Origin of the sequence: Rhizobium sp. YTUHZ044 (genome assembly GCF_051123975.1) — a bacterium.
In the GTDB taxonomy this organism is placed as follows: domain Bacteria; phylum Pseudomonadota; class Alphaproteobacteria; order Rhizobiales; family Rhizobiaceae; genus Rhizobium.
In genome coordinates this window covers 1,832,036-1,846,041 of record NZ_CP101426.1, presented here as the reverse complement: position 1 = coordinate 1,846,041, position 14,006 = coordinate 1,832,036, and the positions used below count along the sequence as shown (strand labels likewise).

The 14,006-nt window shown below is 60.9% G+C and carries 17 protein-coding genes; 12 read left to right on the top strand and 5 right to left on the bottom strand.

Features of this window, described 5'->3' with window-relative positions; all coding sequences use genetic code 11:
- Window positions 1–167: 167 nt before the first annotated feature.
- Window positions 168–965: a creatininase family protein gene (locus tag NL154_RS09190; RefSeq protein ID WP_210631423.1), complete on the top strand. Its 798-nt coding sequence runs from the start codon at window positions 168–170 to the stop codon at window positions 963–965.
- 9 nt (window positions 966–974) lie between these two features.
- Here the strand turns inward: NL154_RS09190 and NL154_RS09185 are convergent, their stop codons facing one another.
- Window positions 975–1,925 carry a LysR family transcriptional regulator gene (locus tag NL154_RS09185; protein ID WP_210631424.1) on the bottom strand — a complete coding sequence of 317 codons (951 nt, stop codon included), beginning with the start codon at window positions 1,923–1,925 and terminating at the stop codon, window positions 975–977.
- Between the two features lie 182 nt (window positions 1,926–2,107).
- On the opposite strand from NL154_RS09185, the gene NL154_RS09180 reads away from it, so the two are divergent.
- The 7 genes from NL154_RS09180 (at window position 2,108) to NL154_RS09150 (ending at window position 8,603) form a co-directional block, all read left to right on the top strand.
- Entirely contained in the window at window positions 2,108–3,124 is a 1,017-nt protein-coding gene (locus NL154_RS09180) for an ABC transporter substrate-binding protein (protein ID WP_011425314.1), read from the top strand.
- 66 nt (window positions 3,125–3,190) lie between these two features.
- Entirely contained in the window at window positions 3,191–4,018 is an 828-nt protein-coding gene (locus tag NL154_RS09175; protein ID WP_434733930.1) for an ABC transporter ATP-binding protein, read from the top strand.
- A complete protein-coding gene (locus NL154_RS09170; RefSeq protein WP_434733929.1) occupies window positions 4,015–4,857 on the top strand; it encodes an ABC transporter permease in 843 nt (280 codons plus the stop codon). The genes NL154_RS09175 and NL154_RS09170 overlap by 4 nt, the downstream gene beginning before the upstream one ends.
- Window positions 4,857–6,170 (top strand): cytosine deaminase, encoded by a 1,314-nt coding sequence (locus NL154_RS09165; RefSeq protein ID WP_434733928.1) that lies wholly within the window; start codon window positions 4,857–4,859, stop codon window positions 6,168–6,170. The genes NL154_RS09170 and NL154_RS09165 overlap by 1 nt, the downstream gene beginning before the upstream one ends.
- A gap of 1 nt (window position 6,171) precedes the next feature.
- On the top strand, window positions 6,172–7,581 hold the full coding sequence (locus NL154_RS09160) for an FAD-binding oxidoreductase (protein ID WP_221102540.1): 1,410 nt from the start codon (window positions 6,172–6,174) through the stop codon (window positions 7,579–7,581).
- Window positions 7,578–8,159 (top strand): NAD(P)H-dependent oxidoreductase, encoded by a 582-nt coding sequence (locus tag NL154_RS09155; RefSeq protein ID WP_210631430.1) that lies wholly within the window; start codon window positions 7,578–7,580, stop codon window positions 8,157–8,159. Before NL154_RS09160 ends, NL154_RS09155 begins: the two co-directional genes overlap by 4 nt.
- Before the next feature lie 51 nt (window positions 8,160–8,210).
- On the top strand, window positions 8,211–8,603 hold the full coding sequence (locus tag NL154_RS09150; protein WP_210631431.1) for a RidA family protein: 393 nt from the start codon (window positions 8,211–8,213) through the stop codon (window positions 8,601–8,603).
- 58 nt (window positions 8,604–8,661) lie between these two features.
- Here NL154_RS09150 and NL154_RS09145 read toward each other — a convergent pair whose 3' ends face one another.
- From NL154_RS09145 to NL154_RS09135, 3 genes are all read right to left on the bottom strand, one after another.
- Complete coding sequence (locus NL154_RS09145) at window positions 8,662–8,892, bottom strand: hypothetical protein (RefSeq protein WP_221146575.1); 231 nt, start codon at window positions 8,890–8,892, stop codon at window positions 8,662–8,664.
- Complete coding sequence (locus NL154_RS09140; RefSeq protein WP_164517744.1) at window positions 8,892–9,062, bottom strand: hypothetical protein; 171 nt, start codon at window positions 9,060–9,062, stop codon at window positions 8,892–8,894. Before NL154_RS09140 ends, NL154_RS09145 begins: the two co-directional genes overlap by 1 nt.
- Window positions 9,063–9,181: 119 nt before the next feature.
- A complete protein-coding gene (locus tag NL154_RS09135; RefSeq protein WP_011425300.1) occupies window positions 9,182–9,439 on the bottom strand; it encodes a DUF982 domain-containing protein in 258 nt (85 codons plus the stop codon).
- Between the two features lie 414 nt (window positions 9,440–9,853).
- On the opposite strand from NL154_RS09135, the gene NL154_RS09130 reads away from it, so the two are divergent.
- Entirely contained in the window at window positions 9,854–10,681 is an 828-nt protein-coding gene (locus NL154_RS09130; protein WP_221155105.1) for a nickel-binding protein, read from the top strand.
- Window positions 10,682–10,759: 78 nt separating this feature from the next.
- Here the strand turns inward: NL154_RS09130 and NL154_RS09125 are convergent, their stop codons facing one another.
- Complete coding sequence (locus tag NL154_RS09125) at window positions 10,760–11,041, bottom strand: DUF982 domain-containing protein (RefSeq protein ID WP_210631434.1); 282 nt, start codon at window positions 11,039–11,041, stop codon at window positions 10,760–10,762.
- 284 nt (window positions 11,042–11,325) lie between these two features.
- On the opposite strand from NL154_RS09125, the gene NL154_RS09120 reads away from it, so the two are divergent.
- The 3 genes from NL154_RS09120 (at window position 11,326) to NL154_RS09110 (ending at window position 14,005) form a co-directional block, all read left to right on the top strand.
- Window positions 11,326–11,508, top strand: coding sequence for a hypothetical protein (locus tag NL154_RS09120; RefSeq protein WP_221160218.1), 183 nt, complete (start codon window positions 11,326–11,328; stop codon window positions 11,506–11,508).
- A 216-nt stretch (window positions 11,509–11,724) separates the two neighbouring features.
- A complete protein-coding gene (locus NL154_RS09115) occupies window positions 11,725–11,892 on the top strand; it encodes a hypothetical protein (RefSeq protein ID WP_434733927.1) in 168 nt (55 codons plus the stop codon).
- A gap of 322 nt (window positions 11,893–12,214) precedes the next feature.
- Window positions 12,215–14,005, top strand: coding sequence for an ABC transporter ATP-binding protein (locus NL154_RS09110; protein ID WP_434733926.1), 1,791 nt, complete (start codon window positions 12,215–12,217; stop codon window positions 14,003–14,005).
- Window position 14,006: the final 1 nt, after the last annotated feature.

The window sequence follows — 14,006 nt, the reverse complement described above, 5'->3', positions numbered from 1 at the left end:
TGGTTTCGGCGAGACATTCGCGGAGACATTGCGGCCAAGAGGCGCCCTCGACGGCGCCGTTGTTCCATCATCCGCAAAAAGGCATCGGTGCGGGCGCAAATTGATGCTTTTCGCAGGTAGCGTTATTCCCTACTCACTGTCTCGAACGGCAATGAGAGGCGAACGGTATGACGGTGCCATTTTACTGGAACGAATTGGTCAGCGACGACTTCGCCGGACTGTCTCCCGACACCACGATCGCTGTCCTGCCGATCGCCTCGACCGAGCAGCACGGGCCGCATCTACCCGTTGCTACCGACGTCGCTATCGCCAACGGCATGCTCGCCGAATTACGCAAGCAGAAACCGGTCGATCTCAATTGTCTGGTGCTGCCGACGCAAGAAATCGGCAAGGCCAATGAACACGTTTACGGCCCGGGAACCTTGTCGCTCGGCGCCGAACTGCTCATTCCAGTCTGGACCGCAATCGGCGGAAAGGTTGCCGAAGCCGGCATCCGCAAGATGGTGATCGTCAATTCGCATGGCGGCAATGTCGATATCATGAGCATCGTGGCTCGCGAGCTGCGCGTGCGCTATGCGATGGCCGTCGTCTCCACCCAATGGAGCCGCTTCGGCCATCCCGAGGGCATGATCGGCGATAATGAGCTGAAATACGGCATCCATGGCGGCGAGGTGGAAACGTCGCTGATGCTGTATTTCCGACCTGATCTGGTGCGGATGGAGAAGGCGCAGAATTTCGCCTCGAAGGCGGAATGGATGCGCGGGCAATCGAAATACATTCAGCCGCTGCCGCCGCATTCGCTCGCCTGGATCGCCCACGACCTCAATCCCCACGGCGTCGTCGGCAACGCCTCACTCGGGACAGCCGAAAAGGGCGAAGCAATCTGCCGCCATCAGGTCAGGGGCTTCATAGAGCTGCTCTATGACCTGAAGCGCTACCCGCTTTCCAATCTCTACTCGAAGTAAGGCGGTGGCTCACATCGCGGCGGAAGCATAGGCCGCAATGTGGCCCTTCGCCTGCAGCTCCTGCACCAGGCCGGCCAGTTCAGCCAGGAGGTACTCGACGAACAGGCTGGTGGCGGAATCAAGCGGCGCGCGGGCGCGGGCAAAAAGCTTCATCGGCTGATGGCGCGCATGCGGCTCCGCGATCGGGCGGAAAACCAGTTCGCCCTGCCTGCATTCGGTGATGACATCGAGCGGGTTCAGGATCGTCAGCCCCGCCCCCGATTTGACCAGCTTCTTCAGCATCTCCGAGGCATTGGTTTCGAGCACCGGTTCGACATGGACGTCGAGGCGCGCCAGGGCCAGATTGATCACGTCGCGCAGGCTGGTCCCCTGCTGCGCCAGCACCAGGCGCTCCTGGACGATATCCGCGAGATTGATTGGACCGGGGCCGATCAGATGATGGCCGGGCGGCAGAACCACGCCGATCGGTATGTCGAAATTGCCGAGGGTGCGGATGCCGGGCGTTGCCGGAATATTGAATCCGAGGCCGATATCCACCTCACCTGAAAGCACCGGGTTGACCGTCATCGTGCCGGCGTCGTTGCGTAATTGCATGAAGACGCGCGGATGTTCCGATTGGAACCGGGCGATAATTTCCGGCAGCGGCCCTGCCGCAAGGCCGACCGTCGTCACCAGCCGAACCTTGCCCGCCTGCTGCATCTTCAGGCTGCGGATACGCCCCTCCAGCCGCTCGTAATTCTTCAGCACATCGCGAATATGTTCGATACAGAGCTCGCCGGCGGCGGTGAGCCGCAATCCGCGCGGCAGGCGTTCGAAGAGCGGCGCGCCCATTTCCTCCTCCAGCGCAAGGATCTGCCGGTTAATCGCAGAAGAGGCCACGTTCAGCCGTGCCGCCGCCTTGCGGATCGAGCCCGAACGCGCGATCTCGTTGATATAGAGAAGCTTTCTGGAATGCAGCATCAGAACCTCGTTGCACAAATATCAGGCACGCAGCGTAAAATGGGCACAGGCTTTCGGTGAGATGCCGAAAAGGCATCATTGCGCACGAAATTTGATGCTTTTCAAAGAGCAAAGCAACGGCTCCTATGAAGAAAATCGGACGTCGCCGCGACGGCTGCGAACTCAGAAGGGGAACGTCGATCATGCCCATGACAAAGAAGAACAGGGTCTTTTCCGCATTGGCCGGGCTCGGCGGCATGATTGCCTCCATCGCGTCCGCTCAGGCGGCCGACAAGGTCACCTATGGCACCAACTGGCTTGCGCAGGCCGAGCATGGCGGCTTCTACCAGGCGGTCGCCGACGGCACCTATGCCAAACACGGCCTCGACGTCACCATCGTACAGGGCGGCCCGAACGCCGCCAACAGCGCGCTGCTGATCTCCGGCAAGATCGATTTCTACATGGGCGGGCCGCAGGGCGAGATTTCGGCGGTCGAGCAGGGCATTCCGCTCGTCGATGTCGCTGCGATCTTCCAGAAGGATCCGCAGGTGCTGATCGCGCACCCCGATGCCGGCATCGAAAAATTCGAAGATCTCGCCAAGCTGAAGACGCTGTTCCTCGGCAAGGACGGTTATCTCACCTATTTCGAATGGATGAAGGCGAACTTCAAAGGCTTCCGGGACGAACAGTACAAGCCCTACAATTTCAGCCCGGCGCCCTTCCTTGCCGACAAGGATTCCGCGCAGCAAGGTTATCTCACCTCGGAACCCTACGAGATTCAGAAGCAGGCCGGCTTCGAGCCGAAAGTCTTCCTGCTCGCCGACAACGGCTACTCTCCCTACTCGACGATGATCACCACCACGCAGGCGATGATCGACAGCAAGCCCGATGTCGTCCAGCGCTTCGTCGATGCCTCGATCGAAGGTTGGTACCACTATCTCTACGGCGACAACACCAAGGCCAACGAACTGATCAAGAAGGACAATCCCGAAATGACGGATGGTCAGATCGCTTATTCCATCGCCAAGATGAAGGAGTACGGCATCATCGAGTCCGGCGACAGCCTCGACAAGGGCATCGGCTGCCTGACCGAGGCGCATTACAAGGCCTTCTTCGACGAAATGGTAGCGATCAAGGTGTTCAAGCCGGAGACGGATTACACCAAGGCCTTCACGACGAAATTCGTCTGCAAGGGCACGGGAATGGCGATGAAGAAGTAAGCCGAAGATTCCGTCGGCGATCCGCCGCATACGGCGGATTCCATTCCCTGATGAACGAGACAGCCAATGCCCCCAGCAGAAGCTCAGGCCCTATCCCCGAAAGAGATGCGCAAGCGGCCGTTGGTCGTCATGCAATCGGTCTCGAAAGCCTTCTCCACCGGAACCGTCGCCCTTTCGGAGATGTCGCTCACAGTGGAGAGCGGCGAGTTCATCAGCCTGCTCGGTCCTTCCGGCTGCGGCAAGTCGACGGCGCTGCGCATCATCGCCGGCCTCGGCGATGTCACGTCAGGCGCGATCGACTGGCCGAGTTCTCGGATCAATTCCAAGGGCCTTCCGGAGGGGGATATCGGTTTCGTCTTTCAGGAGCCGACGTTGATGCCCTGGAAGACCGTGTTCGACAATGTGCATCTGCCGCTGAAGCTGAGGCATATTTCGAAGATGGCGGCGCACGACCAGATCTTGGACGCGCTGACAACCGTCGGCCTGCAGGATTTCGCCAAGGCCTATCCGCGCGAACTATCAGGCGGCATGAAGATGCGCGTTTCGATCGCCCGGGCGCTGGTGACCAAGCCGAAGCTGCTGCTGATGGACGAGCCCTTTGCGGCTCTCGACGAGATCACCCGCCAGAAGCTGAACGACGACGTGCTCCGGCTCTGGAAGATGACCGGCATCACAGTCATCTTCGTCACTCATTCGGTCTTCGAATCCGCCTATCTCTCGAACCGCATCGTCGTGATGAAGGCAAGGCCTGGGCGCGTTCATGCCGACCTACCGCTCACGACCAGCCTTGAACGCGATGCCCATTACCGCACCTCGGAAGAATACCGCAGAGCTTGCGAGACGGTGTCGCATTCGCTGATCGGGGCGATCAACGCGGTGGAGGACCATCGATGAGTGATGAAACGGCCGCGGCGCCGCTGCTTCTCAAAACCACTGCAAGCGCCCGAGGCCGCGATCTGGCGCTGCGCATAATGATCCCGCTGCTGGTCATCGCGGCGCTGATCCTGATCTGGTATGCCTATGTCCGACTGTCCGGCGTGCCGCCCTATATTCTGCCGGGTCCGGCGGCGGTCGCCAACGCTTTCATCACGGATTGGGGCACGCTTGCCCCTGCCCTGTGGGTCACCACCAAAATCACGCTGATGTCGCTGATGCTGGCGCTCGTCGGCGGCGTCGGCTTCGCAGTCTTCCTCGTGCAGTCGCGCTGGATCGAACTCGCTTTCTATCCGCTCGCCGTCATACTTCAGGTCACGCCGATCGTGGCGATTTCGCCGCTGATCCTGATCTATGCGCCGTCAACGCAGGTGGCGCTTCTGATCTGCGCCTTCCTCGTCGCCTTTTTCCCGATCCTTTCGAATATGGTTCAGGGGCTTAAAAGCGTCGATCACAATCTCATCAACCTCTTCGAGCTCTACGGCGCCTCGCGCTGGCAGACGCTGCTCTTTCTCAAGCTGCCGGCCGCCCAGCCCTATTTCATGACCGGCCTCAGGATAGGCGGCGGCCTTGCGCTGATTGCCGCCGTCGTCGCGGAATTTGCCGCAGGTTCGGCGGGGGCAGGCTCAGGACTCGCCTTCCGGCTGCTCGAAGCGCAGTACCGGCTCAACATTCCACGGCTCTTCGCGGCGCTGCTGATGCTCTCGCTGCTTGGCGTGGCGATTTTCGCCGTCACCTCGTTCATTTCGTGGCTTGCCCTGCACCGCTGGCACGAAAGCAGCCTGAAACGGGAAAACTGATGACCTATTCGCTCATCTCCCCGCCCAACGCCGGCCGCTTCGTGCTGAGCAATGCGACCCTGCCCTCCGCCGCCGTCGCCGGTTACGAGGCGCCTGTTGTCGAGGGGCTCGTCCGAGCCGATATCGTCATCGCCGACGGCATCATTGCTGGTGTACTGCCGCCCGGGGAAGCGCCCGTGGAACTGGCGAAGTCCGACCTGAAGGAGGGCATGGTCTGGCCCTGCTTCGCAGACATGCACACCCATCTCGACAAGGGCCACATCTGGCCGCGCAACGCCAATCCGGACGGCACATTCCCGGGAGCACTGGAGGCCGTGCGCGCAGACCGCGAGGCGCACTGGTCGGCTGCCGACGTCAGGAAGCGCATGGAGTTTTCCCTTCGATCCGCCTACGCACACGGCACCAGCCTCATTCGAACCCATCTCGATTCCCTTGCGCCGCAGCACCGCATTTCATTCGAAGTCTTTGCCGAAATGCGCGATGTCTGGAAGGACAGGATCGCCTTACAGGCGGTGGCGCTGTTTCCGATGGAAAACATGGCGGACGCGGCCTATTTCGCCGATCTGGTCGCCGTGGTGCGCGAAAAGGGTGGGCTGATCGGCGGCGTCACCCGGATGAGCGGCGATCTCGACAGCCAGCTCGACACGCTGTTCAGCGCTGCGGCCGAGAATGGCCTCGATGTCGACCTTCATGTCGACGAGACCGACGATCCGGCTGCGGAAACCCTGAAGGCGATTGCGCAAGCGGTGCTGCGCAACCGATTCGGCGGCAAGGTAACGGCAGGCCATTGCTGCTCGCTCGCCCGCCAGGACGAGGAGACGGCAAAACGCACGGTCGATCTCGTCGCGGAGGCCGGTGTCGCCATCGTCTCGCTGCCGATGTGCAACACGTATCTGCAGGACCGCTATCCCGGCCGCACACCACGCTGGCGCGGCGTCACCCTGTTCAAGGAACTGGCCGCGGCCGGCGTTGCCACCGCAGTCGCCTCCGACAATACTCGCGATCCCTTCTATGCCTACGGCGATCTGGATCCGGTGGAGGTGTTCCGCGAGGCGGTCCGTATCCTGCACCTCGACCATCCGCTGGATACGGCGGCACGCGTCGTCACCACCTCGCCCGCCGATATTCTCGGCAGGCCGGATATGGGGCGTATCGCCGTCGGGGCCGCGGCCGATCTCGTACTCTTCAGCGCCAGGCGCTGGAGCGAATTTCTTTCCCGTCCGCAGTCCGACCGCGTCGTCCTTCGCCGCGGCAAGGTGATCGACCGCAGCCTGCCGGACTATCGTGAACTCGACAGCGTCGTTGGAGCCTGACATGCCGGATTATCAGACGATCAAAAAGGAACTCGAAGGCATCGCCATCGAGGATAATCCGGCACTGGTGCGCCAGAAGAGTCGTGATTTCTACTGGTATTCGCCGATCCTGAAGGCGCAGCTCGACAATGTGACGGCCGATCTCGTCGTTACCCCGAAAAACGAAGAAGAGGTCATCCGGACGCTGAAGGTCGCCTTCGCGCATGGCGTGCCGGTCACGCCGCGCGGCGGCGGCACTGGCAATTACGGCCAGGCGATGCCGCTTTCCGGTGGGATCGTGCTGAACCTTGCCGCCATGGACAAGATCAAGGAAATTCATCCCGGCAGGGTGATCTGCGAGCCGGGCATCATCATTGCCCAGCTCGACAAGCAGACCAAGGCGCATTCCGGCCAGGAACTGCGGTTCCACCCCTCGACGGCGCAGATGGCGACCGTCGGCGGCTTCATTGCCGGCGGCTCCGGCGGCGTCGGCTCGATCACCTGGGGCGGCCTGCGCGATCTCGGCAATATTCTGCGCCTGCGCGTCGTCACCATGGAGGCTGAGCCGCGCGTGCTCGATCTCACCGGCTGGGACCTGCAGAAGGTCAGTCACGCTTACGGCACCAACGGCGTCATCACCGAGATCGAAATGCCGCTGGCGCCTGCCTATGATTGGGTGGACGTTCTCGTCGGCTATGACGACTTCATGGCTGCCGTGCGCTTCTCCGATGCGCTCGCCAAATGCAACGGCATTCTCGTCAAGGAAATCGCGCCGATCGCCGCTCCGATCCCGCACGACTATTTCACCCGCCACAAGCCCTACATCCGCAAGGGGCAGTCGGTGGTGGTGCTGATGATCGCGCCGCATGCGATGGACGCTTTCCTGGCCTTCACCTCGGCCCATAAGGGCGAAGTGATCTTCCGCTCAGACAAGGTCGAGAGCATGAAGGGCATCCCGCATGCCTATGAACTTGCCTGGAACCACACGACGCTGCGGGCGCTGAAGGTCGATCCGGGCTTCACCTATCTGCAGGTCCAGTATCCGGGGCCGGATCACGTGACCAAGGTCGCCAAGATGGTGGAAATCTTCGGCGACGAAGTTCCGGGGCATCTAGAGTTCATCAAATTCGACGGGCAGATCCAGTGCTCCGGCCTGCCGCTGGTGCGCTACACCACCGAAGAGCGCCTCGAAGAGATCATCCGGATCCATCAGGATCACGGCTGCCCGATCTTCAACCCGCACCGCTACACGCTCGAGGAAGGCGGCATGAAGCGCACCGACAAGGTGCAGCTTGCCTTCAAGCAGGAAACCGATCCGAAGGGGCTTCTGAACCCCGGCAAGATGATCGCCTGGGAGAACCCGGACTTCGATTTCAATGCCGGCAAGAACTATCTCTTCCCCGGCCTTGCGGGCCTCATGGAGGCCTCATGAGGGTTCTCGTGCTGCATTCGCATCCGGTGGAGGAAAGCTACGGCAAGGCGCTCTACAAGCAGACGCTGGAAAGCCTGCGCAAAGCCGGCCATGACGTGGACGGATGCGATCTCTATGCCGAGAATTTCGATCCCGTTCTTTCCCGGCATGACCGGCTCAGCTATCACGACTATCCCTCCAATACCGAGCTGGTGAAATCCTATGTCGAGCGGCTGAAGCGGGCCGAAGGGCTGGTGCTGGTCACGCCGGTCTGGAATTTCGGCTTCCCGGCGATATTGAAGGGATATTTCGATCGCGTCTGGCTTCCCGGTGTCTCCTTTGAACTGGTCGACGGCAAGGTGGAATCGCGGCTGCGCCATATCAGGAAGCTTGCCGCCGTGCTGACTTATGGCGCGACGCCGTTCCGCGCCTTCGTGGCTGGCAACCCGCCGAGGAAGATCGTCAAGCGCGTGCTGCGAGCGCAGATCAACCCGCTGCGGCCGGTCACCTTTCTTGCCCATTACGACATGAATAATTGTACCGAGGAAACGCGGACACGGTTTCTGCAGAAGGTGAAGAGCGCGATGGAGCGCTTCTGAGCATGCGGAAGGACTGTCCGCCGAAACACCTGGTTCAGGCAGGGATTTCCGATGAAGAAGGTTTTTAACCCGATCTCCGTCCGCCGCCCATTCGGGCATTACAATCACGGGCTGCTGGTGCCGCCGGGCGCCTCCCTGCTCGTGACCTCGGGCCAGCTCGGCATCGGCCCCGACGAGGCGGTACCGGAGGATATCGGCGCACAGGCGGAACTCTGCTTTGAAGCCATCAAGGCAATTCTCGCCGAGGCCGAGATGAGTTTTGCCGACGTTATCCGCATCTCCGCCTTCGTGACGAAGCGAGAGGATTTCCCAGCCTACATGGCCGTGCGGGATCGTTACACGCTCGATCCGAAGCCGGCCTCAACACTGATCATCGTCGGCGGCTTCACCCGCCCGGAATTCCTCGTGGAAGTCGAAGTCACGGCCGCCAAGGTGTTTTGCTGAAGCGAGCCGAACGCCTGCGTCCCCGTCAGTCGCTGCTTCAGTTGCCTGCGCCCGATTGCTAAAGCGCGTCGCGCTCGTAACGCGGCGTCCAGCCGCGCGCCATGCCGCGGCTCATCACCCGTTCGGCCAGCGCCAGTTGCCGGCGCAGATGCTTGCAGTCATCGAGCAGCGAGCGGATCGCCGCCTTGGCATCATCGTCATGCCAGGCGAGCACAGCTTCCACTTCCCAAGCATCATCGGATTCCAACTGATCAAGCCTGGCCTGACGGGATTTCAAGCTCGGCTGCATCAGTTTAGCGCCAGCGGCAATTGGACCGGACGCGGCAAGGGCGGCAGCGGTCGGCTGAGTTCCACCTTTTTCTGCCAAGCGGCGCGGCGCTGCTGGTCCCGCTCGCGGGCCGCCCGGGAGGCTTCGACGAGGGCAAGGGCGTTGGCGATCACCTGTTCGGTATGTGTCATGACCATCTCCAATGTTCATGTTCTGTTCTAATTTAGACCTTCGCTCGAAGAAGTCAAGCGCGACGACGAGCTTGTCATGAAAACGGAAGGAGAAACGGGAGCTAGGATGCGGCCGCTGGTCAGTCGGCGGCTTCTATGACGGCGATGCCCGCCTCCTGCGCCGCCCTGATGAAGACGGCGCGCACATGATCCGGCGGGAGATCGCCGGTAATCGCATCCAGGCAGGCTTTGACCGCTTCGAAATATTCTTCGCCGTCATCCACCGGCCAGTCACGGAGCAGCGTGCGCGCGGCATCCCACACAGAGTTGATAACGGCATAATGCCCAAGCCCCATTGAGGCCAAGCCGACCGGTCGAAAATTTGCCGTCTGTCTCACTTTGCTACAGCTTTTCCTAATTTCGGCGAGCTAACCGACAATATGCAATTAGCATGCCGTTGGCAGCGGCCTTCGATCCTTGGCACCATGACCGTGACAGACATATCTCTCACGGCGGGATCCGGCAGGCGACGCTTGAAACAGGAAACGTCTGAAGCTTCTCGAGGGGGTTCCGGAAATCTGGCTATCAGCATTAAACGACCGATTATGGTAAATATCAGACAGAACCCACCACGCCTACTCATTAAAACCGCCGACATCCATGCATATTCTATTGAATGTGCAGCAACACGTTGCCTTTCCGGAAGCAACGCCTTGCAACGATCTGCCATTGCTTGTCCCGAAGGTGGACGGGAATGCTTCCTGATCGTACAATGCCACTACCCGCACGCGGCGGATCTGGGAGAACACGCGATGCCTATCTTCATGGACCGGCACTACCTCAAAGGAACCTCGGCCGCCGAGGTTGCCCAGGCGCATCGCATGGATATCGACATTCAGGATCAATACGGCGTCAAGTTTCTGACGTATTGGTTCGACGAGCGGCGCGGGACGGCCTTCTGTCTGGTGGATGCGCCCGATGTCGAAACCGTCCACTGCGTACATCGCGAGGCGCACGGTTTCGTCGCCAATGAGGTCGTCGAGGTGGCTCTGTCGGCCGTCGAGGCCTTTCTCGGTCGCATTAATGACCCCGATCCGGCGCCCGGCCAATCCGCGCCGCAGATGGATCCTGGCCACCGGGCGATCCTCTTTACCGATATTGTCGGCTCGACCGAGATGACGGCGCGCCTCGGCGACCGCATGGGGACAGAGTTGGTCAGGGCTCATGACGCGATCGTGCGCCGGTGCCTCGGCAAAAATTCCGGCCGCGAGGTGAAGCACACCGGCGACGGCATCATGGCGGCCTTCGCGGCGACGACCGCGGCCGTCGAATGCGCCATGGCGATCCAGCAGGAATTCCAGCATTACAACGGCAGCAAGGCCGAGCCGATCCATGTTCGCATCGGGCTCGATTGCGGTGAGCCGGTCGAGGACAGCAACGATCTCTTCGGCTCCACGGTGCAGCTCGCAGCCCGCCTCTGCGCGGCCGCAGCCAGCGACCAGATTCTCGTGTCCGAGAATGTATTCCGGGAATATGGCGCTGGCGACCTCTTTGCCCACGCGACGCGCCGGCGCATCAAGGGATTTTCGAAGCCCATGCTGGTCTTCCGCTGCGATTGGGCGGCTGCCGGCCCTGGCTGACCGGAGGTTCGCGACCGGACGCGCCGCTTATGACGTAGCGGCACGCCGGCTCAGATCGTTACGAACAGACTTGGCTCTTCAAGCATTGCCGACGTTTCGATCGCCCATCCCCTCGAATTTGGGACCGCTGTCGAGCATGCCCGACATCTTCAGAAAACGGCGAAAATTCTCGCGCGCAGCGCTGAGCGGAAAATGCCCCTTGGCGGTATCCCTGCACGCCTTCAGCAGTGTGTCATATGCCAGACCTCGCTTGTCCTGCGGCCACTCATCCAGAAGTTCGAAGATTTCGTCGAGACACGTGATCTCGGCGACGAAATGCTGACGATGAAGAAAAACCGGCTCGAACCGAGCTTCCGACATAGTAACCTCCCATTTATATTACTTTTTATGCGATAATACTACTGAAAATCGTCGATTTGTTCAAGACAAAATCGGGAATCATTCGCTTGCCAACACTGCGGACTTACTTCCATAATCGCAGAATAGTCCGAGAAAATTACCCCTGAATTTCCCATGGAGCGAAGAGCGGTCCCTTCATCATCGAAGCCATTTCCTATCAGATGAGCGTGATTGCCCTCTCCGGTTCTCGCATCTGTTTGTGCCGGCATGATAGATTGCCGAGACCAACCTCAGGAGAAGCTCAGATGACCCGATTCCTCACCTTGTTCGCGACCAGCGCGATGATCGGCGCGTCCACGCTCGCGGCTTCCTGTACCTCGCCCGCGAGGCTGGATCGGGAGGATTATCAATATCAGCTGGATACTTCGAGGAACCCGGCCTGTGCGGGCGGTTTCAGACCCGGCAATGCTCGCTCGTGCAGCTACTGAAAAGTCCGCTTATGGCAATGGGAGGTTTGGCGCATCAGGAGCCGCGATAACCGTTGCAGAGCGGTCGATCGGCTGCATAGCCAAGAGAAACATTGGAAACACCGTGGATCCTACGCTGAACAGAGATTTCCTTGAACTCCACTCACTGCCGCTGGACACTGTCGCTGCGATATCGACCGAGCCGGCCAGCTTGCGAAGCATTGGGCGGGCCGCACCATGCCGCAATCCCTGCATGGCAAACGGGTGAGCCTTATCGTCGATGACACGGGATGGCGCAATACGGCCGCCTTTGACCTCGGTGTGAAGGCAATTGTCGAGATAGTCCGCAAGGTCGGCGGTGGTCTCGCGGGCCTCGGCGGCGCCACGAGTTTTCGCAGCCCATAAATTGTCGTTTTCGCATCACTTTCCGTACGGTTGTAGATTCCCTCTTGGCAACGGCGAATTGCTTCGCTACAAAACGCTACCGCTTCAGATCGAACAAAAGGGAGGCGTTGAATGACATCAGCAATCATCGAAGCCTTCCCGTGTGGTATGTCCCGACGATAGGTCATATCCATTCGCGCCCCGCCTCAAGCGCGCGCGACATGCGGTTTTCTCTTCCCTCAGCCCGATTGATCTGACGGCATTACTTCGTCTTCCGCGCGGGCTGTGCCTTTCAACTCTCGATTTTGAGGACCGGTTTCCGATACGGGCCGGGCTTGTAAAAATGACTCGCAAGAAGCTCGATTTCCGCGCCGATGCCTATCGTCACGTGCTCGGCTTTGTTCTTCATCATTGGAGCCACCGTGCTGTTTTGGTGGGCGTTATCATCGTGTTGGTTGCCGCCAGCACGCTGGCCGAGGTCATGGTGCCGGTATTTTCCGGCCGCATCGTCGACGCCATTGCCGGCGGCAACGCGGCCGACGGCGCACTCAGCGCCTTTGCCGTCGTCGTCGTTCTCGGCTTTATCAGCGTGGCACTGCGCTGGTTCATCTTCAATGGCATCATCCGGCTGACGTTGCGCATCATGGCGGATGTGGTCAATAACGGTTTCCACAAGGTGCAGCGGTTCTCGACCGACTGGCACGCCAACAGCTTCGCCGGTTCGACGGTGCGCAAGATCACCCGCGGCATGTGGGCGCTCGACTCGCTCAATGATCTGCTGCTTGTCGCGCTGCTGCCGTCCATCGTCATGCTGGTGGGCGCCAGTATCGTGCTCGGCAGCTACTGGCCGGTCATGGGTCTGATCGTGGCTCTCGGATCGCTGGTCTATATCGGCGTCACCGTGGCGCTTTCCATGGGCTTCGTATCGCCGGCGGCAAGGCTCGCCAACGCCTGGGACACCAGGCTCGGCGGCGCGCTGGCGGATGCGATCAGCTGCAATTCGGTGGTCAAGGCCTTCGGTGCCGAATCCCGCGAAGAAGCCCGCCTGCGCCATGTGCTGGCGAAATGGGACAGCCGCACGCGGCGGACATGGAAGCGCGGCACCTTGAGCGGCACCATCCAGGGCTTCATGATGGTATCCATGCAGGCCGGCATTCTGGGGACGGGCCTGATCATGTGGCGGCAGGGGCTGGCGAGCCCCGGCGACGTCACCTTCGTGCTGGCGATGTTCTTCGTTCTGCAGGGCTATCTGCGCAATGTCGGCCAGGACATCCGGAACCTCCAGCGCGCTGTCAACGACATGGAGGAACTGGTGCTGCTCGACAGGATGCCGCTCGGCATCGAGGACAAGCCGCACGCCAAGCCGATTGCGATCGGCGCGGGCGAGATCGTATTCGATTGCGTCACCTTCCAGTATGGCGCGCATCCCGACCCGCTCTACGAGGACTTCTCGGTCACCATTCGGCCGGGCGAGCGTGTGGGGCTGGTGGGGCATTCGGGCTCGGGCAAAACCACCTTCGTCAAGCTCATCCAGCGCCTCTATGACGTGAACTCGGGCGCCATCCGGATCGACGGGCAGGATATCGCCGAGGTCACACAATCGAGCCTGCGCGGCCAGATCGCGATCGTGCAGCAGGAGCCGATCCTGTTCCACCGCACGCTGGCGGAAAATATCGCCTATTCCAGGCCGAACGCCTCGCGCCGCGAAATTGAGCAGGCGGCGAAACAGGCCAATGCCCACGGCTTCATCGTGGACCTGCCGAAGGGCTATGAGACGATGGTCGGCGAACGCGGGGTCAAGCTGTCGGGCGGCGAGCGGCAGCGTGTCGCCATCGCCCGCGCCTTCCTGGCCGATGCCCCGATCCTGATCCTCGATGAGGCGACGTCGAGCCTCGACAGCGAAAGCGAAGTGCAGATCCAGCAAGCCATGGAACGCCTGATGGACGGCCGCACGACGCTTGTGATCGCGCATCGGCTCTCCACGGTGCGGGCGCTGGACCGGCTGCTGGTGTTCGACAAGGGCAAGATCGTCGAGGAAGGTGATCACCAGGCGCTGATCCGGCTTAATGGTGGCATCTATCGCCGGCTGTTCGAGCGGCAGGCGCTGGAACTGACCAAGGGGCTGGTGGCGTAAA